Annotated in this window: 25 protein-coding genes and 1 pseudogene; 11 read left to right on the top strand and 15 right to left on the bottom strand. The window is 41.6% G+C overall.

All coding sequences use genetic code 11. From position 1 onward, the window contains the following. From UKS_RS02595 to nrdR, 9 genes are all read right to left on the bottom strand, one after another. Positions 1-1,032 (bottom strand): 3-deoxy-7-phosphoheptulonate synthase, encoded by a 1,032-nt coding sequence (locus UKS_RS02595; protein ID WP_156011711.1) that lies wholly within the window; start codon positions 1,030-1,032, stop codon positions 1-3. A gap of 80 nt (positions 1,033-1,112) precedes the next feature. After that, positions 1,113-3,626 carry a preprotein translocase subunit SecA gene (gene secA, locus UKS_RS02590; RefSeq protein WP_156011710.1) on the bottom strand — a complete coding sequence of 838 codons (2,514 nt, stop codon included), beginning with the start codon at positions 3,624-3,626 and terminating at the stop codon, positions 1,113-1,115. 145 nt (positions 3,627-3,771) lie between these two features. Beyond that, on the bottom strand, positions 3,772-4,059 hold the full coding sequence (locus UKS_RS02585; RefSeq protein ID WP_050079664.1) for a hypothetical protein: 288 nt from the start codon (positions 4,057-4,059) through the stop codon (positions 3,772-3,774). 32 nt (positions 4,060-4,091) lie between these two features. Then, positions 4,092-4,427: a hypothetical protein gene (locus tag UKS_RS02580; protein ID WP_173020442.1), complete on the bottom strand. Its 336-nt coding sequence runs from the start codon at positions 4,425-4,427 to the stop codon at positions 4,092-4,094. 83 nt (positions 4,428-4,510) lie between these two features. Next, on the bottom strand, positions 4,511-5,821 hold the full coding sequence (der, locus tag UKS_RS02575; protein WP_156011708.1) for a ribosome biogenesis GTPase Der: 1,311 nt from the start codon (positions 5,819-5,821) through the stop codon (positions 4,511-4,513). Between the two features lie 13 nt (positions 5,822-5,834). Further along, complete coding sequence (locus UKS_RS02570; RefSeq protein WP_156011707.1) at positions 5,835-6,548, bottom strand: NADPH-dependent oxidoreductase; 714 nt, start codon at positions 6,546-6,548, stop codon at positions 5,835-5,837. Further along, the gene (gene dnaI / locus UKS_RS02565) at positions 6,545-7,441 is read right to left on the bottom strand and encodes a primosomal protein DnaI (protein WP_156011706.1); all 897 of its coding nucleotides are present in this window, start codon (positions 7,439-7,441) and stop codon (positions 6,545-6,547) included. Before dnaI ends, UKS_RS02570 begins: the two co-directional genes overlap by 4 nt. After that, positions 7,442-8,611 (bottom strand): DnaD domain protein, encoded by a 1,170-nt coding sequence (locus UKS_RS02560; protein WP_156011705.1) that lies wholly within the window; start codon positions 8,609-8,611, stop codon positions 7,442-7,444. Beyond that, complete coding sequence (nrdR, locus tag UKS_RS02555; protein WP_001203672.1) at positions 8,612-9,085, bottom strand: transcriptional regulator NrdR; 474 nt, start codon at positions 9,083-9,085, stop codon at positions 8,612-8,614. A 138-nt stretch (positions 9,086-9,223) separates the two neighbouring features. On the opposite strand from nrdR, the gene UKS_RS02550 reads away from it, so the two are divergent. From UKS_RS02550 to UKS_RS02540, 3 genes and pseudogenes are all read left to right on the top strand, one after another. Then, positions 9,224-9,589 carry a GntR family transcriptional regulator gene (locus tag UKS_RS02550; protein ID WP_117305985.1) on the top strand — a complete coding sequence of 122 codons (366 nt, stop codon included), beginning with the start codon at positions 9,224-9,226 and terminating at the stop codon, positions 9,587-9,589. Between the two features lie 4 nt (positions 9,590-9,593). Beyond that, a complete protein-coding gene (locus UKS_RS02545) occupies positions 9,594-10,289 on the top strand; it encodes an ABC transporter ATP-binding protein (RefSeq protein WP_156011704.1) in 696 nt (231 codons plus the stop codon). Positions 10,290-10,305: 16 nt separating this feature from the next. Further along, a pseudogene (locus UKS_RS02540) lies at positions 10,306-10,903 on the top strand (hypothetical protein); the annotation flags it as partial. Positions 10,904-11,104: 201 nt separating this feature from the next. Here the strand turns inward: UKS_RS02540 and UKS_RS02535 are convergent. Together UKS_RS02535 and UKS_RS02530 are read right to left on the bottom strand one after the other, a co-directional pair. Next, complete coding sequence (locus tag UKS_RS02535; protein ID WP_049497607.1) at positions 11,105-11,800, bottom strand: LrgB family protein; 696 nt, start codon at positions 11,798-11,800, stop codon at positions 11,105-11,107. Then, on the bottom strand, positions 11,797-12,171 hold the full coding sequence (locus UKS_RS02530) for a CidA/LrgA family protein (RefSeq protein WP_049497606.1): 375 nt from the start codon (positions 12,169-12,171) through the stop codon (positions 11,797-11,799). Before UKS_RS02530 ends, UKS_RS02535 begins: the two co-directional genes overlap by 4 nt. Before the next feature lie 282 nt (positions 12,172-12,453). On the opposite strand from UKS_RS02530, the gene UKS_RS02525 reads away from it, so the two are divergent. The 7 genes from UKS_RS02525 to queF all read left to right on the top strand — a co-directional run bounded on the left by UKS_RS02525 (position 12,454) and on the right by queF (position 16,002). After that, positions 12,454-12,834 carry a MarR family winged helix-turn-helix transcriptional regulator gene (locus tag UKS_RS02525; protein WP_049535003.1) on the top strand — a complete coding sequence of 127 codons (381 nt, stop codon included), beginning with the start codon at positions 12,454-12,456 and terminating at the stop codon, positions 12,832-12,834. A 99-nt stretch (positions 12,835-12,933) separates the two neighbouring features. Next, positions 12,934-13,155, top strand: coding sequence for a DUF4649 family protein (locus UKS_RS02520; RefSeq protein WP_049497602.1), 222 nt, complete (start codon positions 12,934-12,936; stop codon positions 13,153-13,155). Positions 13,156-13,170: 15 nt separating this feature from the next. Then, entirely contained in the window at positions 13,171-13,485 is a 315-nt protein-coding gene (trxA, locus tag UKS_RS02515) for a thioredoxin (RefSeq protein WP_001029581.1), read from the top strand. Positions 13,486-13,686: 201 nt separating this feature from the next. Further along, positions 13,687-14,340, top strand: coding sequence for a 7-cyano-7-deazaguanine synthase QueC (gene queC, locus UKS_RS02510; protein ID WP_023933747.1), 654 nt, complete (start codon positions 13,687-13,689; stop codon positions 14,338-14,340). Continuing rightward, a complete protein-coding gene (gene queD / locus UKS_RS02505; protein ID WP_156011702.1) occupies positions 14,340-14,783 on the top strand; it encodes a 6-carboxytetrahydropterin synthase QueD in 444 nt (147 codons plus the stop codon). The genes queC and queD overlap by 1 nt, the downstream gene beginning before the upstream one ends. Further along, positions 14,776-15,492, top strand: a complete 717-nt coding sequence (queE, locus tag UKS_RS09695; RefSeq protein ID WP_173020440.1) for a 7-carboxy-7-deazaguanine synthase QueE — start codon at positions 14,776-14,778, stop codon at positions 15,490-15,492. Before queD ends, queE begins: the two co-directional genes overlap by 8 nt. An 18-nt stretch (positions 15,493-15,510) precedes the next feature. Then, complete coding sequence (gene queF, locus UKS_RS09690; RefSeq protein WP_000082579.1) at positions 15,511-16,002, top strand: preQ(1) synthase; 492 nt, start codon at positions 15,511-15,513, stop codon at positions 16,000-16,002. Between the two features lie 217 nt (positions 16,003-16,219). Here the strand turns inward: queF and UKS_RS02495 are convergent, their stop codons facing one another. Further along, positions 16,220-16,888 carry an MIP/aquaporin family protein gene (locus UKS_RS02495; protein WP_156011701.1) on the bottom strand — a complete coding sequence of 223 codons (669 nt, stop codon included), beginning with the start codon at positions 16,886-16,888 and terminating at the stop codon, positions 16,220-16,222. A gap of 254 nt (positions 16,889-17,142) precedes the next feature. Between UKS_RS02495 and UKS_RS02490 the strand changes: the two genes are divergently transcribed. Next, positions 17,143-17,907 carry a (S)-acetoin forming diacetyl reductase gene (locus tag UKS_RS02490; RefSeq protein WP_156011700.1) on the top strand — a complete coding sequence of 255 codons (765 nt, stop codon included), beginning with the start codon at positions 17,143-17,145 and terminating at the stop codon, positions 17,905-17,907. Positions 17,908-18,014: 107 nt separating this feature from the next. On the opposite strand, the gene UKS_RS02485 is transcribed toward UKS_RS02490, so the two are convergent. The 3 genes from UKS_RS02485 to pepF all read right to left on the bottom strand — a co-directional run bounded on the left by UKS_RS02485 (position 18,015) and on the right by pepF (position 21,466). Continuing rightward, complete coding sequence (locus UKS_RS02485; RefSeq protein ID WP_156011699.1) at positions 18,015-18,806, bottom strand: DUF2785 domain-containing protein; 792 nt, start codon at positions 18,804-18,806, stop codon at positions 18,015-18,017. A 61-nt stretch (positions 18,807-18,867) separates the two neighbouring features. Continuing rightward, positions 18,868-19,650, bottom strand: a complete 783-nt coding sequence (locus tag UKS_RS02480) for a deoxyribonuclease (protein WP_156011698.1) — start codon at positions 19,648-19,650, stop codon at positions 18,868-18,870. A 19-nt stretch (positions 19,651-19,669) separates the two neighbouring features. After that, positions 19,670-21,466: an oligoendopeptidase F gene (pepF, locus tag UKS_RS02475; protein WP_156011697.1), complete on the bottom strand. Its 1,797-nt coding sequence runs from the start codon at positions 21,464-21,466 to the stop codon at positions 19,670-19,672. Position 21,467 lies beyond the last annotated feature (1 nt).

Genomic DNA, 21,467 nt, shown 5'->3' with positions numbered 1-21,467 from the left:
TTATTCTCCTAGCGTTTGGTAGATTTCTCTGACAAGGGCTTCCGTATTTTCCCAGCCTAGGCAAGGGTCTGTGATCGACTTGCCAAATACTTCTGGTTCGTTTTGGCGGCCGTCTTCTAGATAAGACTCAATCATAAAGCCACGGACGTACTGCTTGATTTTTTCATTCCAATCACGGTTAATCAAGGTCTGGCGGACAATTCGAATCTGGTCCATGTATTGCTTACCAGAATTGTCATGATTGGTATCGACAATGATAAAGGGATTTTCCAAGCCCATTTTCTCATACTGGGCAATGGTATCCATTAAATTATCATAGTAGTAGTTAGGAATATTCTTACCATACTCATTAATCGCTCCACGAAGAATGGCATGTGAAAGCGGGTTACCAGTTGTTTCCACTTCTTTTCCTAGGAAAAGGAAACTTTGCTTGTTTTGAGCAGCATAAATCCCATTAAACATGACATTGAGATTTCCAGAGGTTGGATTTTTAAAACCAGTCGCGAAATCTGCTCCACTTGCTACAAAGCGGTGTTGCTGGTCTTCAACTGAACGGGCACCAACCGCCATGTAAGAAATCAAATCATCTACAAGCGGCAGATTTTCAGGATAAAGCATTTCATCAGCTGTCGTCATACCTGTTTCCGTGATGACACGATAATGCAGATGGCGCACGGCTTTGATGCCGTTGATGAGGCTAGGCGCTTCTGTCGCGTTAGGCTGGTGAATCAAGCCTTTATACCCATCTCCGTTGGTACGAGGTTTGGCAGTATAAACACGCATAACCATAAAGATACGCTCTGCAACTTCTTCTTGCAGAGTCGCTAAACGCTTAGCGTATTCAAGGACAGCTTCTTCATTGTCAGATGAGCATGGCCCGATTACCAAGAGAATTCTCTGGTCTTCTCCACGTATAATGGCTTCTAGCTCTTGATCGCGCTGTGATTTTCTCTCCAAAGCTTGGCCTTCTAATTTTGATAAGGCACGAACTTCTTCAATATTAATTTTAGGACTTTTTGCTGTAAATACCATAACTCATCTCCTTATAAAGCAAACGGATACCAAGTAAAAATTTACTTTTCACAAGGTATCCGCCTCTAAACTATCTCATTTTATTGTCTTTTACCGTGACAGTTTTTAAACTTCTTACCAGAACCACATGGGCAAAGTTCATTCCGTCCAACCTGGCTCAAATCCAGTTTTTCAGATATATTTGCTTGGTTGGCAGCGATATTGCGAGTCGCTGTTGTACTGATATGGTGTTCTGCTTGTGGTCTTTCTTGTTCATGAATTTGTGCTTTCATCATCAAGCGTGTCACATCAAACTCAATCGAACCAATCATGTCATTAAACATACGGAAGCCTTCTGCCTGATACTCAACAACAGGGTTGTTCTGAGCATAGCCACGTAGTCCAACCGCGTTACGCAATTGATCGAGAGCATCGATATGATCTGTCCACTTGTTATCTACCACTCGTAGAATCAAGACTTTTTGGAATTCTTTAACTGCTTCTTCATCGCGTAGTTTTGAAACCTGACTATCGTAAACTTGCAAGGCACGTTGGAAGAGTTCTTCCTTTATGGCCTTATCAGACAAGCCAGATAAATCTTCAATCGCAATAGAATCTTCTGGAAGCAAGTTGTACTTAGCAAAGTTCAAAATTGCTTCAAGTTTTTCATCTTGTTTAGCACGCGCATGACCATCAACGACACGTTCAATCGTGCGTTTGATCATAGCCTGAATTTCAGGTGCCAAGTCACGGTCTGCAGTGATGACATCGTAACGTTGAGCATAGATAATCTCACGTTGTTCACGCATGACATCATCATATTGAAGGACTTGTTTACGGGTATCATAGTTATTTCCTTCGACACGTTTTTGTGCCGCCTCAACCTGACGTGTCAACATGCGAGACTCAATCGCCTCTTCAGACATGTTGAGACGTTCAAAGATTCCCTTCAAGCGTTCAGAACCAAAACGTTTCATCAAATCATCTTCAAGAGATAGGTAGAATTGTGACTCACCTGGATCCCCTTGACGACCTGAACGACCACGAAGCTGGTTATCGATACGACGGCTTTCATGGCGTTCTGTACCAATGACACAAAGTCCACCAAGTTCACGAACCCCTTCACCAAGCTTGATGTCGGTACCACGACCGGCCATGTTGGTTGCGATAGTAACGGCACCACGTTGACCAGCGTTCATGATGATTTGGGCTTCTTTGTAGTGGTTCTTGGCATTCAAGACCTCGTGAGGAACTCCTGCGGCTACCAATTTCTTAGAAATATAGTCACTGGTTTCAACCGCTACTGTACCAACCAAGACTGGCTGACCTTTTTGGTAACGAGCCTTAACATCTTCGACAACTGCCTTAAACTTAGCTTCAATGCTAGCAAAAAGTAAGTCTGGATGGTCAATACGCTGAACAGGACGGTTTGTTGGGATTGGAATAACACGAATGTTGTAAATTTCACGGAATTCTTCTTCTTCAGTCTTACCTGTACCCGTCATACCAGACAATTTCTTGTACATACGGAAAAGGTTTTGGTAAGTGATTGAGGCAGATGTCTTGGTTTCATCCTGAATTGGCACACCTTCTTTAGCTTCAATAGCTTGGTGCAAGCCATCAGAATAACGACGACCTTCCATGGTACGACCTGTAAATTGGTCGACAATCAAGATTTCTTGCTCTTCGCTCACCACATAGTCAATATCGAGAAGCATGATGTAGTTGGCACGAAGGGCATTATCGATAAAGTGAGTCAAAGCCACATTTTCGATGTCATAGAGATTATTAAGCTTGAAGTAGCTTTCCGCCTTATCAATCCCTGAATCAGACAAACCAATGGTCTTAGACTGCACATCGATGATGTAATCGTCTTTGTCTAAAGACTTTACATAATGGTCTGCCATGTGGTAGAGCTGACTGGTTTCAACTGCATTAGCACCTGATACAATCAAAGGTGTACGAGCCTCGTCAATCAAGATAGAGTCAACCTCATCGACCAAGGCATAGTTAAGCGGACGTTGTACCATGTTTTCAGCACGAACGACCATGTTGTCACGAAGGTAGTCAAATCCGATTTCTGAGTTGGTTGAGTAAGTAATATCACACTCATAGGCTTCTTTTTTCTCCATTGGAGATTTGGCAGCCAAGTTGATCCCTACTGACAAGCCAAGCCAAGAGTACAATTCACCCATCTCAGTCGCGTCACGTTCTGACAGGTATTCATTGACCGTAACTACGTGAACCCCTTTACCTGAAAGGGCATTGAGGTATACCGGCATGGTCGCAGTCAAGGTTTTCCCTTCCCCTGTACGCATCTCTGGCACGTCACCATGGTGAAGAACGATTCCCCCCATGACCTGAACCTTATATGGGAAGAGACCTAGAACACGTTTGGCACCCTCACGGACAACCGCAAATGCTTCATATAGCAATGAATCTAGTGATTCTCCATTTTGATAACGTTCTTTAAATTCAACTGTTTTTGCTTTTAGTTGGTCGTCAGTCAAAGCAGCCATTTGGTCTTCGTATTTGAAAACCTTGTCAGCCATCTTTTCCAGACGACGGATTTCTCCTTTATCATTTTCGATAATTGTTTTTAAAATATTAGCCATGTTTTTCCTTACTTTAAATTCCGAATATTTTAGAATGTTCTTTTAATTTTAGCACAATTACTGATTATTTTCAAGGAAGAATCCCCATTTTGAAAAGGAAAAAGAGGCTAGTTTCCAAGCTAACCTCTCTGACTTTTATGATGCTTTAATTGCCAAAAATCGGCAAAATTGCAAATAGGATAAATAGATTAATCCAAAGAGAAAGACAGCAGATCAATCCAAAAACAAAGAGACTGACTTTCTTGGACAGCAAGGCCATCAAAATAGACAGAATACCAAAAACTAGCAAGACTTTCTGTATGCTGAAGAGGTCAATCTTTCCCCCCAGAATCGGACTGCCCCAAGGAAGAAAGAAGAAAGCAATCCAGATCAACAGAACTAAACCAATATAGACCTTAGAATAGCGTGTAATAAATGATTTTAGATGTGCCATAAGCTACCTCCTATCAATAAAAACCATATAAATCAATGCCTTCCACCTTTTGACTTCCCGAGTTCCCGTCTCAAGCGAAACATTTTTTTGAAAAAGATATAATCTAACCAGTCACTGGCAAAAGCAATAAGTAGTAATAATAACCAACTGCCCCAAACCTTGATATCTGCCACATTTCTCAAGACGATATTGAAAAACAGAACTGAAAAAACTGTCAAAGCAAGGCTAAAAAGAGCATAGAGGGTGATATAAATCCAGTAAAAATAGAAAAAAATTGGGAAAAATTTACTATCTCTATTGGCCTTTTCAATCCAGCTGAAAAAGTAAAAAACGGGAAATATAAGCAAGGATTTAAACAAATGTTCCATTATCGATACCTCCTTTTGATAGCCTTTTCTTCAACTTTATTCTATCAAAAAAATCTGGAAATGTCATTCCAGATTCTACTTTTTTATTTGCGTTTTCTTGCGATGAGATGGATCGGTGTTCCTTCAAAGACAAAGGCCTTGCGGATTTGGTTTTCCAAGAAACGCAGGTAAGAAAAGTGCATGAGTTCTTCTTCGTTTACAAAGATGACAAAGGTTGGTGGTTTGGTTGCCACTTGGGTCGCATAGAAAATCTTAAGACGTTTTCCTTTGTCTGTCGGTGTTGGGTTGATGGCAATGGCATCCATGATGACATCGTTCAAGACAGCTGATGGAATACGTGTATTCTGACTTTCACTGATTTGCTTGATCATCTCAGGAAGTTTGTGGAGGCGTTGCTTGGTCAAAGCTGATACAAAGATAATCGGTGCGTAAGGCAGGTATTGGAACTGCTCACGGATATCTTCCTCCCAGTTTTTCATAGTGTGGTTGTCTTTTTCAAGCGTATCCCACTTGTTGACCACGATAATCATCCCTTTACCAGCTTCATGGGCAAATCCTGCGATACGCTTATCGTATTCACGGATGCCTTCTTCCGCATTGATGACCATTAAGACCACATCTGAGCGGTCAATAGCACGCATAGCACGCATGACAGAGTATTTCTCAGTATTTTCATAAACCTTACCAGACTTACGCATACCAGCCGTATCAATCATGGTAAACTCTTGACCATCTGTATCTGTAAAATGGGTATCAATGGCGTCACGCGTTGTTCCAGCAACGGGACTTGCAATGACACGGTCTTCTCCCAAAATAGCATTGATCAAACTGGATTTTCCAACGTTTGGACGGCCAATCAAACTAAACTTAATCACATCTGGGTTTTCTTCTTCATATTCATTTGGAAGATTTTCTACGATAGCATCTAGTACATCCCCTGTACCGATACCATGGACAGATGAGATAGGCAATGGTTCACCCAAACCAAGAGCATAGAAATCATAGATATCATTTCGCATCTCAGGGTTGTCCACCTTGTTAACTGCGAGGATAACTGGTTTGTGGGTCTTATAAAGCTTACGGGCAACGTATTCATCTGCATCTGTAATTCCTTCTTTTCCAGACACGACAAAGACGATAACATCTGCTTCTTCCATGGCAATTTCTGCCTGGTGTTTGATTTGTTCCATGAAAGGTGCATCGACATCATCGATTCCCCCAGTATCAATCATACTAAAAGAACGATTGAGCCACTCACCTGTGGCATAGATACGATCTCGCGTTACACCTTCAATATCTTCTACGATTGAGATGCGTTCTCCCGCGATACGGTTAAATAGGGTTGATTTCCCAACATTGGGACGTCCCACAATGGCAACAGTTGGTAAGGCCATGTTTTCTCACTTTCTACAATAACTTCTTCTGCTCAAGATTTTCTCGAGTCGAGCTTGGTTCTGGATTGCCGAATTGCTCTGCCAAACGTTGACTCCAAGTGGTAGTCGCACGCGCACCTGCATATTCAGTCTGTACACGGTCATAGGCTTCAATAGCCTCAGTTGACTGTTCTTGATATTCTTCCTCAAAGACAACATTCTCTAGTGGCAGTCTTGGTTTCACATCATGCTGTTGATTTGGCACACCGAGTGCCATCCCAAAGACTGGATAGGTATAGTCAGGAAGCTTAAATAATTCTGCTAACTCAACAGACTTGTAACGCACCAAACCGATAATCACTCCGCCATAACCTAGGCTTTCTGCCGCAAGCAAGGTATTTTGCCCAGCAAGCGCAGCATCTACTGAAGTAATGAGAAGTCCTTCCACCCCTTGAGGTTGAAAAATATCCGTATGGAGACGGGCCCCTTTTTCTGCACGGTTTAGGTCACCAACAAAGAGCAGAAAGGCTGCAGACTGGCGAATAGCTTCCTGAGGCACTAGCTCAAATAAGGCTTCCTTCTTTTCTTGACTTCGTACCACAATCACAGAGTAAGATTGAAAAATCTTCCAAGACGACGCCATCTGGGCAGCTGTCAAGATCTCATTCAAGTCCTCTTGAGGAATCTCTTGCTCTTTAAATCTGCGCACTGAAGTGTGAGCCTTCATCAGTTTAATAGTTTCTGTCATCGACGGTTTACTCCTTCTAAACGAGTCTCCTCAGCCAAATAACGGATGCGTTCCATGACGCGTCTGGCTTCCCAGGTTTCGTCATTTCCATGTTTCCCTTTAGCGAAATGCTTCTCCAAATCTTCAAAGTTGAAGTTGGAGGTGAAAAAGGTCGGTAAATTTTCCTGCATTCGATATTGAAGAATGACTTGCAGGATTTCATCACGCACCCAAGCTGTTGATTGCTCGGCACCAATATCATCCAAAATCAGGACTTCAGCAAGCTTAATTTCATCCACCAAGGTCTTAACATTGCCATCACCAATGGCATTTTTGACATCGATGACAAAGCTCGGATAGTGGAGGAGCGTTGATGAAACACCACGTTTTTCTGACAAATCATGGGCTAGGGCAGCTACCATGAAACTTTTACCCACACCAAAGTCTCCATACAAGTAAAGACCTTTCAAATTATTGGGGTAATCGTTAACAAATTCTATCATTCTTTTTAGAACAGTTAAACGCTGAACATCATCACGATAAACATCTAAAAAACTAACATTTTTCAGACTAGATGGAAAATTAATTAAGTTGAGACGTTTCTTGATAGCTGCTTCTTTTTCAGCTGCGATTAGTTCAGGAGTTTCTTCATAAGAAACATCCGCATAGCCATGGTTCATGACTAGTATAGGCTTGTAGCCTTTGGCAATATAATCTGTATCTCCTCGGAGGAATTTATCTCTCTCAGTGATGTATTGGTTAAACTTGGAAATACTACGGCTCAACTCGTCCTGTTTGAGGGATTCTTGCTGGATAAAGGCCGCAACATCAGGATCCTTCATGATTTTCTGGACCAAATCTTGATAGTGAAAACGACTTGGTTGACGTTTGAGTACATCTCCGACACTTTCCATCTAATCACCTCCGTTATCTAATTTTGCTAATAATTCTAGGGTTTGGCGTTCCATTTCTTCTAATTCCTCAGCGGATGACGTATTTTTATATTCAGGATTACTCCATTTAGGAACATTGGTTTTTGCTGGGGCAATCTGATTCTGTTTTTGTGTTTTTGCTTTCTGCCCTCGCTCACGGATCCGAAGAACTGCCTCTTCTGCCGAATGAATCTTTTGATAGGCGTAGTCATTGGCTACCTTCATGGCGTATTTTTCATTGATATTGGCCGAATCCACCTTATTAAAGGTCAGGAGCAAGATAACATTGATGACTTCATCCAGCAAGCCCAAGCCAGCCATCTGTTGCAAAAGTTCTCTTTCTGTTTGGGTAATGGTCCCCTTACGTGTTTGCTTGATTTCTGCCAAGAACTGCAAGGCCGTTTTACTTTTGGCTTCCTTGATAATGGTTGCTTCCTTAGGACTAAAGTCAGAGGAAACAGGTTTTTGAGCAATTTTTTCCCGCATGCGTCTGGTTGAAATAACCTGGGAAACAGCTGTTGACTTGGCCAATTGATAGGTTTCAAACCAAGTCCATTTCTTCTCCTCGGCAATGGCAAAGATGTTTAAGACATCGGATTGCTCATCCGCAAAGCGAAGCCCATCTCGAGCCATAAGCTGACGAAAATGGTCCAAGTCAAAATCGTTGGCCACTTTCTTCTTGAGACTATGGTCTTCTTGACTTCCCAGTTCTGCCAAGTCTGGAAAGACTTGATTAAGTGAGACAGGTATTTCTTGACCATCAGCACTTTCAACTCCCAAATCCTCCACAGCTGCATCACCAATTTTTTTCTCCAAGAGTCTACGATAAACAGGATGTTCCAAGAAATCCTGACTTGAAAGAGGAGCATGGAGGGCTAGCTGATAGGTATCCCCATTTTGATAGAGGGTTAAGAGATTAAAAGCAGATAGGATTTTCAGGGATTTTATCAGTCTATCCATCCCAAAGTTGAGATGGTTAAGAATGCTTGAAAAAAGATATTCCTTTCTACCATTATCCCAAAAACTAATCGTATAAAGATAAAGGCTCAGTGCCTCCTGACCGATAATCGGGAGGTAGCACTGTACCAGAGATGAGGTATCTTGCGACACCCGATTATTCTTTAGATAAGAAAAACGGTCAATCGGCTTCATTTATCTTTCCTTTTTCTTTTTAGAGGACTGGGTGATTTGTTGGAGCAAGCTCTCTAACTCACTGACATCCTTAAAACTACGATAGACACTGGCAAAACGTACATAGGTAATCTCATCCAATTCAGCCAATTCCTCCATGACGAGTGAACCAATATCCTCACTTTGAATTTCATTTTCATTTCGACCACGGAGTTTCTGTTCGATACGATTGACTACCATGTTGATTTCATCACTTGACACAGGACGTTTCTGAGCTGAGCGGATAATTCCATTAAAGATTTTATCTCTGGAGAACTGTTCCCGTGTGCCATCTTTTTTAACAACCACTAAGGTTCGTTCTTCTACCCGTTCGTAGGTTGTAAAACGGTGCTGGCATTCATCGCACTCACGTCTTCTACGAATGGTGTTCCCTTCTTCTGCTTGGCGACTATCGATAACACTTGACTTGGTAGCCCCACATTTTGGACAACGCATCCTTTCCCTCCTTATCGTTTTCTTTTCATTATACCATTTTTTAAACGATTCCCAAAACAATTCTTCTTTTTGCTTGACAAGTTTTTTGTTTTGTTGTATTATTTGATCAACACAAAGGTAAATAGAAAGGAGATCGTGATGTCTTGGACATTTGATAACAATAAACCCATTTATTTGCAGATTATGGAGAAAATCAAGCTTCAGATTGTTTCCCACACACTGGAACCCAATCAACAACTTCCAACCGTGAGAGAGCTAGCTAGCGAGGCCGGCGTCAATCCCAACACCATCCAAAGAGCCTTGTCAGACCTTGAACGAGAAGGATTTGTCTACAGCAAGCGAACAACTGGACGGTTTGTAACTGAGGATAGGGAACTGATCGCCCAATCGCGCAAACAATTATCAGAAGAAGAACTGGAACACTTCGTTTCCTCCATGACCCATTTTGGCTATGAAAAAGAAGAACTACCAGGCGTAGTCGGCGATTATATTAAAGGAGTTTAAGCCTATGTCATTACTAGCATTTGAAAATGTATCCAAATCTTATGGAGCAACACCAGCCTTGGAAAATGTTTCTCTTGACATCCCAGCTGGAAAAATTGTTGGTCTCCTTGGACCAAACGGTTCAGGAAAAACAACCTTGATTAAACTAATCAATGGCCTCTTGCAACCAGAGACAGGCCGTATCCTTATCAATGGTATGGAACCAAGCCCAGCAACTAAAGCAATTGTTTCTTATCTACCTGATACGACCTATCTAAACGAACAGATGAAGATCAAGGAAGCTCTCACTTATTTCAAGACCTTCTACCAAGATTTTAATCTGGAACGTGCTCAAAGTCTTCTTCATGACCTTGGTATTGATGAAAATAGCCGTTTCAAAAAACTCTCAAAAGGGAACAAAGAAAAGGTACAACTGATTTTGGTTATGAGTCGCGATGCTCGTCTATATGTGCTTGATGAACCAATCGGGGGGGTAGACCCCGCAGCTCGTGACTATATCTTGAACACCATCATCAACAACTACTCGCCAACTTCGACTGTCTTGATTTCAACCCACTTGATTTCAGACATTGAACCAATCTTGGATGAGATTGTCTTCCTCAAGGATGGAAAAGTCGTCCGTCAAGGAAATGTAGATGATATTCGCTATGAGTCAGGTGAATCCATCGACCAACTCTTCCGTCAGGAATTTAAGGCCTAAGCAAAGGAGATTATTTATGTTTTGGAATTTAGTTCGTTATGAATTTAAAAATGTTAACAAATGGTATTTAGCCCTCTATGGTGCTGTGTTGGCACTTTCTGCCCTTATCGGAATACAGACACAATCCTTTAAAAATCTACCTTACCAAGAAAGTCAATCTGCTATGCTATTTTTTCTAGCTACAGTCTTTGGTGGCTTGATGATTACACTTGGGATTTCAACCTTGATTTTGATTATCCGTCGCTTCAAGGGTAGTATCTATGACCGTCAAGGTTATCTGACTTTGACCTTGCCAGTTTCCGAACACCATATCATCACAGCCAAACTAATCGGTGCCTTTATCTGGTCTGTGATTAGCACTGCTGTCTTACTCCTATGTATCTACATTATGTTATTGTCAACAAATTCTAATGAAGTTCAACTTTCTACTCTTCTATCATTTGTTGGAGAACATTTTACCGGCTTTGGTCTTACTGTCTTATCCTTCCTGCTTAGTACAATCTCAGGAATCCTCTGCATTTACTTGGCCATCTCCATCGGACAGCTTTTCAACGAATACCGTACCGCACTGTCAATTGTAGCCTACATTGGTATCCAAATCGTCATTGGATTTATTGGAGTTTTCTTCAATACCAGTACTAACTTCTATGTCAATTCACTTGCAGGATTTAATGGTGATTTCTATATGGGAGCAGGTATATCCATTGTGGAAGAACTCATTTTCATAGCTATCTTTTACCTCGGAACCTACTATATTTTGAGAAACAAGGTTAATTTGCAATAAAAAATACCCAGCTAAACAGCTGGGTTTTGATTTAACTCAATATCAAACTGGCTACGATAGGGCTGACAAAGACATAGAGAATACCGGTAACACCGATAGCCAAGCCCCCCATGGCTCCTGCTACAGAACCGTATCGGAAGGCTGTGCCTGTTCCGACAGCGTGGCCTGTTCCTCCAAGGGCTAGTCCAACCGCTACTGGGTCATCAATTTTCAACCACTTCAAAAGGGTTGGGCCGATGACACTGGTTAAAATCCCAGTCGCCACTACAACGACCAAGGTCACGGTCGTCAGACCTTGCAATTTTTCTGTGATTCCCACTGCCATAGCGGTTGTCACTGACTTAGGAAAGAGAGAAATGGCTAGGAAAAAGTCCATGCCAAAAATCTTTGCTACAAGGGCCGTGAAAGAGGTATTGACAATTACTGCTAAGAGACTACCAAAGAGAATACTCCGAGCATGGTGCTTCATCAAGTGAAAACTCTTATAAAGCGGAATCCCTAGAGCAACGGTCGATGGGACAATCAAGTTGTTCAGATAAACCCCACCTTGGTAATAATCTTGGTAAGATATCCCCGTCACCTTTAGAAAAATGATAATAAAGATGGCTGACAAAAGCAAGGGCGTTGTCAATGGATGGGGAAAACGTCTGTAAATCAGCATTCCGACTAGATAGGCTAGAATAGACAGGGCAAGCCCAAATAGGGGATTGGAAACAAATTCGCTCATTTGATACCTCTTTCTTCGTAGTCACCTTCATAGCGTTTTTTGATAAATTGAACCACAAGCGCAATCAAGATGATATTAATCACTGCTGCAAAAAAGACAATCAAAACAATGGGCAAAAGATAGGGAGCAATCACATCAAACTTTTCCATAATTCCCACTGCTGGTGGCAAAAAGAGAATGGTCATATTGGCCAGCAAGAAATTCCCCACCATGTTGACATGCCTGGTTCTCAGCCACTTGAATTGTAGGGCGAGAAAGAGAATAATCAAACCGATAATACTGCCGGGGATGGGCAAATGAAAGAAACTGGAAATTCCCTCTCCGATTAGAGAAATCACAAAGAGAATCATTAATTGAACATATAATTTCATCCTAAACTCCACGAAATAGACTTCTTGCATACCAGTTTACTCTTTTTTCAGAAAATTTCAAGGAAATACAAAAGAGTTAATGAAAATTAGAGACGAAATGGGATACAGACAGTTAAAGACTAGTGGAAACAGGAATGATTTAGGGTAAAAGATTTCAGCATCCTTCTTGCCAGCATTCTTGAAAAGTAGTATAATAATTGCATGCGCAATCATCTTGTAATACAGAGACTGTCCATGAATGGACCTTCTTTTATTTACAACTATAAAAAGAAAGGAGATACTATGACCTATTTGGAAAAATGGTTTGACTTCAATCGACGTCAGAAAGAAATTGAAAGTCTCTTGGAAGAGACTATTGCCCAACAGAGCGAGCAAAGTCTGACCTTGAAAGAGTTCTACCTGCTCTACTATCTAGACTTGGCCCAAGAAAAATCTCTACGCCAGATTGACCTGCCAGATAAACTTCATCTGAGCCCGAGCGCTGTTTCTCGGATGGTGGCTCGCTTGGAAGCTAAAAATTGCGGTCTACTTAGTCGTAGGTGTTGTGATCAAGATCGACGCTCTAGCTTTATCTGCCTGACAAGCGATGGGCAAAAGACACTGGCCTCTCTACAAAAAGCTGTCGAAGAAAGCTTGGAAACTGGTTTGGATTTCTGGGTTTAAGATGACTTTAGAAAAAAGTTGCGTGCGCAATCATTTTTCTTGACAATCTCCTTTACAAGGAGTAAAATAAAGTCATCATTAAACAAAGGAGTTTTAAAAATGATTGAAATTACCTATCTAGATGCTAGCAAGAACGAAAGAACTATAACCTTCGATTCTTATGAAGACTTTGATCGTTCACAACAAGCTTGCCTCATCGGCGTCGCAGACTACTACCCTGTCCAAAAATTAACTTATAATGGTCATGATTTGGACTACCATGGGACTTATGGAGATATCTTCTTCTATCTCAAGAAACAAGATTTAAGCCAATATAACTAAAAAAGGAGAAATACTATGGCAAAAGCAATTACAGATGCAACATTCGAACAAGAAACAAAAGACGGTTTGGTCTTGGTAGACTTCTGGGCAACTTGGTGTGGTCCATGTCGTATGCAAGGTCCAATCTTGGACAAATTGTCTGAAGAGCTTTCAGAAGATGTTTTGAAAATCGTTAAAATGGACGTGGATGAAAATCCAAACACAGCTCGTGCTTTTGGAATCATGTCTATCCCAACTCTTCTCTTCAAAAAAGACGGCCAAGTTGTGAAACAAGTTGCTGGTGTTCACACAGCAGAACAAATCAAGGCCATCGTTGCTGAATTGAGCTAATCAACTGAGAGACCAAGTACTTGCTTTGGTCTCTTTTTTCTTGTCCTTTGCCATTTTTCAAAAAATATGCTAGACTGTATGTAGAATATTACGATGTTTGGGACATGCCATCGCTAAAAAAAACCTCTACTTGGTATTTTTTAGCTCCCTCAAGGGAGCTTTTTGCGTGCTCTGAACATTTCCCATTTTGGAAGGAGTACTATGAAACGTCAATCAGCCTTGGTCGTCTTTAGTGGCGGTCAAGATTCTACAACCTGCCTCTTTTGGGCTAAAGAACACTATGAAACTGTTGAAGCCGTTACCTTTGCCTACGGCCAACGTCATCATCTCGAAATTCAAGTCGCTAGAGAAATCGCTAAGGAACAGGGGATTCGTCATCATATCCTAGATATGTCTCTGCTGGGGCAAATCACTGAAAATGCCCTGACCTCTGATCTAGAGATTGAGCAAAAAGAGGGAGAGGTTCCCAATACCTTTGTTGACGGTCGCAACCACCTCTTTCTATCCTTTGCGGCAGTTCTTGCTAAGCAACGAGGTATTAAAGATATCGTAACAGGTGTCTGCGAGACAGACTTCTCAGGCTACCCCGATTGTCGAGATGTCTTTGTCAAATCCCTCAATGTCACCCTCAACCTTGCTATGGATTACGACTTTGTTATCCAAACACCTCTCATGTGGCTAGACAAAGCTGAAACTTGGGAATTAGCTGACCAACTCGGTGCCTTTGACTATGTTCGTGAAAAGACCTTGACCTGCTACAACGGAATTATCGGAAGTGGCTGTGGAGATTGCCCAGCCTGCCACCTACGTCAGCATGGTCTAGATGTTTATCTCTCACAGAAAGGAGAGGACTAATGTTTTTTGCACCCAAAGAAATCAAACAGGAAACTGGGGAGTCTCTCGTTTACAATCCTCACAGAACCTTGGTATCAAAAGAGTTTACCTTCGATGCTGCCCACCACCTCTTTCACTATGAAGGAAAATGCAAATCCCTACACGGTCACACCTATCATCTGCAAATCGCTGTTAGTGGATTTTTAGATGAGCGTGGTATGACCTACGATTTCGGAGACATCAAAACTATCTACAAGGACTACTTAGAGCCCCACTTGGATCATCGCTATCTCAATGAAACCCTGCCCTACATGAATACGACTGCTGAAAATATGGTTTACTGGATTTTCCAAACCATGAGCCAAGAGTTGCCAGACGAGCGCGGTCTCCGTTTGGAATATGTTCGCCTCTATGAAACTCCTACTGCCTTTGCAGAGTTTAGACGGGAGTGGTTAGATGACTAGGGAACGTGTCCTCAAACTACCAGTTCTAGAAATTTTTGGCCCAACCTTTCAAGGTGAAGGTCGTGCAATTGGTCAGAAAACCATGTTTGTCCGCACTGCTGGTTGTGACTACCACTGCGACTGGTGCGACTCCGCCTTTACTTGGGATGGCTCTGAAAAGCCAACTCGTATGACTGCTGACGAAGTCATTGCTGCCTTGGATAAATTAGGGAGCTACGACTATGTCACCCTATCTGGGGGTAATCCTGCTATCCTAGCAGCCAACATGGCCGAATTGGTCACCAAGCTCAAGGAACGCGGTGTCACCCTTGCTGTCGAGACTCAAGGTTCTCGCTGGCAAAATTGGTTAAAAGATATCGACCAAGTCACTCTAAGCCCCAAACCTCCTTCATCCAAGATGGAAGTCAACTTTGAGACCTTGGATTTCATCGTTTCCCAACTGGATCCAGACCAAGTCACCTTTAAAATCCCTGTCTTTGATGATGCTGATTTGGCCTTTGCCAAAGGCATTCAAGAACGCTACCAACCCGATGTCCTCTTCTTATCTGCTGGAAACCCTGAGCCCAAGGCCACAGGTAATATTGTCCAAGACCAACTAGACCGGCTCAAAGAACTCTGGGAACGTGTCGCTACTGACGATAGCTGGGGCAATGTCCGCGTCCTTCCTCAACTCCATACCCTCCTCTACGATAACCAACGTGGTGTTTAAGATTAGAAAGAAAAAATCATGTCACAACAAGAAGAAATGAAAAACCTCAGCCTGCTAGGCAACAAAGAAACCAACTACATTTTTGACTATCAACCAGAAGTCCTCGAATCCTTTGACAATCGTCATGTGGAAAATGACTATTTTATCAAATTTAACTGTCCTGAATTTACCTCGCTTTGCCCAATCACTGCTCAGCCAGACTTTGCGACCATTTATATTTCCTACATTCCTGACAAGCTCTGTGTCGAGTCAAAATCCCTCAAACTCTACCTCTTTAGCTACCGAAACCACGGAGATTTCCACGAAAACTGTATCAACACCATCGGGAAAGACTTGGTCAACTTGCTAGACCCTCGCTATTTAGAAGTCTGGGGAAAATTTACACCTCGCGGTGGCATTTCAATCGACCCTTACTACAACTACGGTAAGCCAGGAACTAAGTATGAAGGCTTGGCAGAACAACGCCTCTTCCAACATGACCTCTATCCAGAGAAAATTGACAACCGTTAAACTCATACTCAATGAAAATCAAAAAGCAAACTAGGAAACTAGCCGCAGGCTGCTCAAAGCACTGCTTTAAAGTTGTGGATAAGACTGACGAAGGCAGCTCAAAACATGGTTTTGAGATTGCAGATGGAAACTGACGTGGTTTAAAGAAATTTTCGAAGAGAATCATACGAAAAAGCCCTGTTCCTCAAGCTGAGGAGCAAGGCTTTTTAAGTTTCAATTATTCTTCTGTTCCAAGGAAGTTTTTGGTAACTAGAGCTGCAAGAACTCCACCAACGATTGGTGCAAGGATGAAAATCCAAACTTGTTGAAGAGCTGCGCCACCTACCAATACAGCAGGAGCCAAGCTACGAGCTGGATTTACTGAAAGTCCAGTGATGTTCAAGCCAGCTAGAATCATCGCCATCAATGACAAACCGATTACCAAGCTAGCAATTGCGCCATTGCCCTTGCTTGCTGAAGTTACAGTCATGATAACCAAGACAAACAAGAATGTTGCGATTGTTTCAAACAAGAAACCACCAGATACAGTGACACCGTTTGCCAAGGCATTTTCAACAAGACTAGCAGTTGCCATACCTGAGTTAGCCAAGAGAAAGAATACAGAAGCTAATGCTAAGAAAGCTCCAACTACTTGTCCAAGGATGTAGTTTACAAGTTCTGAAGATGACAAACGTTTGTTTACAAACATAGCGATCGAAACAGCTGGGTTCAAGTGAGCACCTGAAACAGTTCCGATTGAGTAGGCAGCAACCACGATGGCTAAACCAAAGGCAAGAGCAATCCCAAGGTTTCCAAGTCCTTCAACACCATTTCCAAAAACAACAGCACCTGTTCCGATGAACACAAGCATAAAAGTACCGATTAATTCAGCAACAAATTTTTTCATTTTTTTCTCCTTTTTTCAAAAACTAGGTACCAGTCTATCAAAAGAGGGAAAGGGTTTCAAGAAAATTGATTGGAAATTTTCAGGATAAAATTCTATAAAAACGGTAGTGTTTATTTGAAACATTTTTTCCAAAGGTATATAATGTCAATATAGTTCTAACAAATTATTTATTCCCTAATTTGAACTATTTTTTACAACTTTGCTGTTCTTTGATGAACGTTTGAATGGTATCGTGGATACCGAGGAGGAATCATATGTCTAAAGTTGCTATTGTCACAGGTGCAGGTCAAGGGATCGGTTTTGCAATCGCAAAACGCTTGGTTCAAGATGGTTTTAAGGTTGGAATTTTGGACTACAATGCTGAAACAGCTGAGAAAGCAGTTGCTGAATTGTCAGCAGATAAAGCTTTTGCTGTTGTAGCTGATGTGTCTAAACAAGCAGAAGTTGCTGCAGCTTTCCAAAAAGTTGTTGATCATTTCGGAGATTTGAACGTTGTGGTAAACAACGCTGGTGTCGCTCCTACTACACCTCTGGATACAATTACAGAGGAACAATTCGCTCGCACATTTGCTATTAACGTCGGTGGTGTGATTTGGGGAGCACAAGCTGCTCAAGCGCAATTTAAAGCACTTGGTCACGGTGGTAAAATTATCAACGCAACCTCTCAAGCAGGTGTTGTCGGAAATCCAAACTTGACTGTATACGGCGGTACAAAATTCGCTGTTCGAGGAATTACGCAAACATTGGCGCGTGATTTAGCAGAGTCAGGTATTACTGTCAACGCCTATGCTCCAGGTATCGTTAAAACACCAATGATGTATGATATCGCCCATGAAGTTGGAAAAAATGCTGGAAAAGACGACGAGTGGGGTATGCAAACATTCGCAAAAGATATTACTTTGAAACGTTTATCTGAACCAGAAGATGTTGCTGCAGCGGTTAGCTTCCTTGCTGGACCAGATTCAAACTACATTACAGGTCAAACCATTATCGTTGATGGTGGTATGCAATTCCATTAAGATACACAAAAAGAGGTTGGAAAATGATTCAACCTCTTTTATTAGTTTTCATTATTAGTTAGGAGGATAGAATAGAAACTCTTTCAATAAGTAATATTAGCTAATCCCTAGTATTGAAAAGACTGGATAGCTTCTTTCAAGTCATCTTGTAAACTATTTCTCTGGTCAAGTTGAACATAGACTTCCAACAGACAGGATCTAAAATTGGAAAATTTATAAAAATCTTCCGTCACTTCTATCGGAAAGTCAACAGCTTTTATCCAAGAAGCTACTTGCTCTTGCTCCAACTTCCCTTGTAAAATAGGTTCATAGACCACTCTTGCTAAACGCCAATCCTCATCATCTGTAAAGCGAACCGAAATTCTTTTAAATAGTTGGCCAAGTATATCAAATACTTCATGAACTCTGTTTTTAGGAAAGTTTGGATGACAGACCACCTCTGTCAGTAAATCGGCTCCATGTGCAAAAGCATGAACCCAACCATACTGACTTGAAAAACCTGTTGTATCCTTTTCTTTTGAAAGATAATACAAACCTTGACTTAAAAGGACATTACGAATTTCTGCATTTAATTCCTGATAAAAAATCGATTGCTGGTTGGCATCTGCAGACAAGAGATTGGCATAAATAAGCGCCCTAAAAGAACGTTCAAGGGTTGGCAGGCCTACCTTATCAATCTCTTTATCTAACCCTCCATCAGATGAAATCCCTTCAGCAATGAAATTTAATTGCTCCTGTGTAAATAGCTCTTCCTGAATCCCTCTAGCAAAGCTTGTAAAAACAAGGTCATCGCGAATTTCTGGAGAAGGATCTCCCAAATGGTCAAGCAACCACTGAATTTCTTCCTCATGATAATTTGGTTTTTCTTCTGCTATTTTTCTAAGTAACTTTTGATACATGGTCAATACCTCTACATTTCTAGCAACTGTTCAAAAAGCCAGACCAAGATAACTTTCTATCTTATTCTTTTTTAGATGGAGTTTTTCCCGCAGCAATTGCATCAGCCTCTGTCATCTCGACAACGTTGGCTTTATCAGTTTTTGAAGGCATTCTATCCTTGTTATACCAATATACTTTCGCTTGCCCATTCTTAGCGACGTAAACAATTCTGTCTTGCTGTTGGGCTTTAGTTTCAGCTTCACGTGCAATTCTTTTCTCTTCTTCTTTTTGAGAAATGAAAGACTCAACTGCATCTATCCTACCAAGTAATTCTGCCTTTTTATCATTATTTTCAATTTGATTAACTGTTTCTTTAGCAGACTTCACTTGACTTGCATCTTGACTTTCTTCCAATTGTTTGACTAAGATCTCACCTTTTTCTTGCAACTCATTTGCAACTTTTTCTTTGGCAATTCTATCTTCTTCTGCTTTTTCTTTAGCTTTTTTCTCTTCTTCAACTCGTTTTGTTTCTTCTGTACTAGATGAAGCATCGGTTTTTGACTCTACTTTAGTAGTGGATGCCGCAGTTTGCTTAGTTTCTGATTGAGAAGATGAAATTTTCTTTGTGACTGTTGGAGTTTGAAGAGAAACTACAACAAAACTAACAACAAAAAGTCCTATCATTAAATTTCTTTTTCGAATATCTGGTACTTTCTTTACAAAATACCAAATACCAACTGCGCTCAAAACAAGATAGAGAGTTGGAAGAGCAATTAATAAAACGATTCCCAACAAGACTAGGCCTATTTTAATAAAACGCATTCTTTGTGAATCCTGCTCCAGCCATTTTTTAATTCTGTTCATATCGTTATCCTAAATTCCCCTACTCTCCCAACTCAACACTATAGGCGATGATCTGATCAACTGTGTCAGACAAGAATTGGATGGTATCACGGAGTGGTTTGTCTGTTGAAATATCAGCACCGATAATCATGACTGACTCAAGTGGTGTCTTGCTACCACCTGATTTGAGGAGATTGAGCCAATCTTCAGCTCCAGTTTCTGAATGTTTCAGATGAAGGTAACCCGCAGTCGAGATGACTAGTCCTGCAGAGTAAGTGTAACTATACAAGCCCATGTAGTAGTGAGCTTGGCGCATCCAAGTCAGTGCTGCATCATCATCAATTTCAATGGCATCCCCCCAGAAATCCGTCAAGACTTCCTTCATAATGCTGTTGAGCTTGCTTGCTCCAAAGGTCTTCCCTTCTTCAATCAATGTATACACCTTACGCTGGAAGGCTGCTTCCAAGAGGTGGGTAATATAGTTATGGAAGTAGGTGTCTGTCAAACGGTGAGCAAGGGCGAAACGTTTCTGACGTGGATCATCAGACTGCTGTTCCAAGTAATCGCTGAGAAGTAATTCATTGAAGGTCGAAGGCGCTTCGACATAATAAGTAGACATGTGGGCATTAAAGTAACTCTGATGATTGTCAGAAAAGATAAATTGACCAGAATGCCCGATTTCATGAATCAAGGTATAGACATCGCTCAAACGACCTGTCCAGCTCATGAGGACATAGGGATGCACACGGTATGGATCAGCTGCATAGCCACCAGAATCCTTGCCACTATTAGCAGCAAAGTCCACCCAGCGCTCTTCTTGATAGCGAGCAACTTCCTGACAATATTCTTTCCCCAAAGGTTCTACTGACTTCATGACCAAATCATAGGCATCGTCAATAGTCACTTCAGGATTCAGGGCACTGTCCAAGTCCAATTTCCAGTCTGCAAAGGTCATCTTTTCAAGACCATTTACCTTGGCAACATGCTTGAGGTATCTCTGAGCAACGGGCGCAAAATCCTTCATGATAAGGTCAATCTGACGATCAAACATAGCACGGTCCACTTCTTGTTCAGCCAGAAGATAATCAAAGACTGAGTCGTAGCCCTTCATATCTGCCAATAGTTTTTCAGACTTGACTTGGGCTAGATAGGCTGCTGCAGCCGTATTTTGGTGCTTACGAAGTCCTTCTGAGAAAGAACGGAAAGATTTCTCACGAACCTCAGCGTCCTCATGATTTTGGTAGAAATTTTCATAGGTCACAAAACTGTTTTTGTAGGTCTTGCCATGAGCTTCAAAGTCAGCCATTTCAAAGTCTCCAGCTCGCATTTTCGTATAGATATCCTGCGGACTGTAGAAAACTTCACCGAGATTGGTCAAGGCCTTCTCCACATCAGCCCCTAGATAGTGGGCTTTTTTAATTTTTGCCTGACGAATGGCAGCTGTTAAATGTGGCAATTTACCCAAACAGTCCAATACTTCCTCATCAGCTTCCACCAAGGCATCGTCAAAGAAGGTCAAGGCTACACTGGCATCTGTTTCGAATTCCATCCCAGCTTGGGCGATATTCGCAAATTCTTCATTGCTATAGTCTGTCGTCTGAGGCATAAAGCCATAGTTACCAATATGGCTCATCTGAATGTAAATTTGCTCCAATTCCGCAAAGGCCTTCTCAAAATCCTCAAAAGTATGAAGATTGCCCTTGTAATCACGGCTAAATTGATTAATGTCTTCTCGAGCCTTCTCGATTGCACGCAAGAAATCCTCACGGTCTTGGTATAGGGCGGTTAAATCCCAAAGTTCCTTTTCTGGAAATTCTGAACGACGTTTTTGTTCCATT

This window comes from Streptococcus sp. 116-D4, assembly GCF_009731465.1.
GTDB lineage: Bacteria > Bacillota > Bacilli > Lactobacillales > Streptococcaceae > Streptococcus > Streptococcus pseudopneumoniae_E.
Note: the sequence above shows the minus strand (reverse complement) of the source record. Positions and strands in the feature narration are given on the sequence as shown.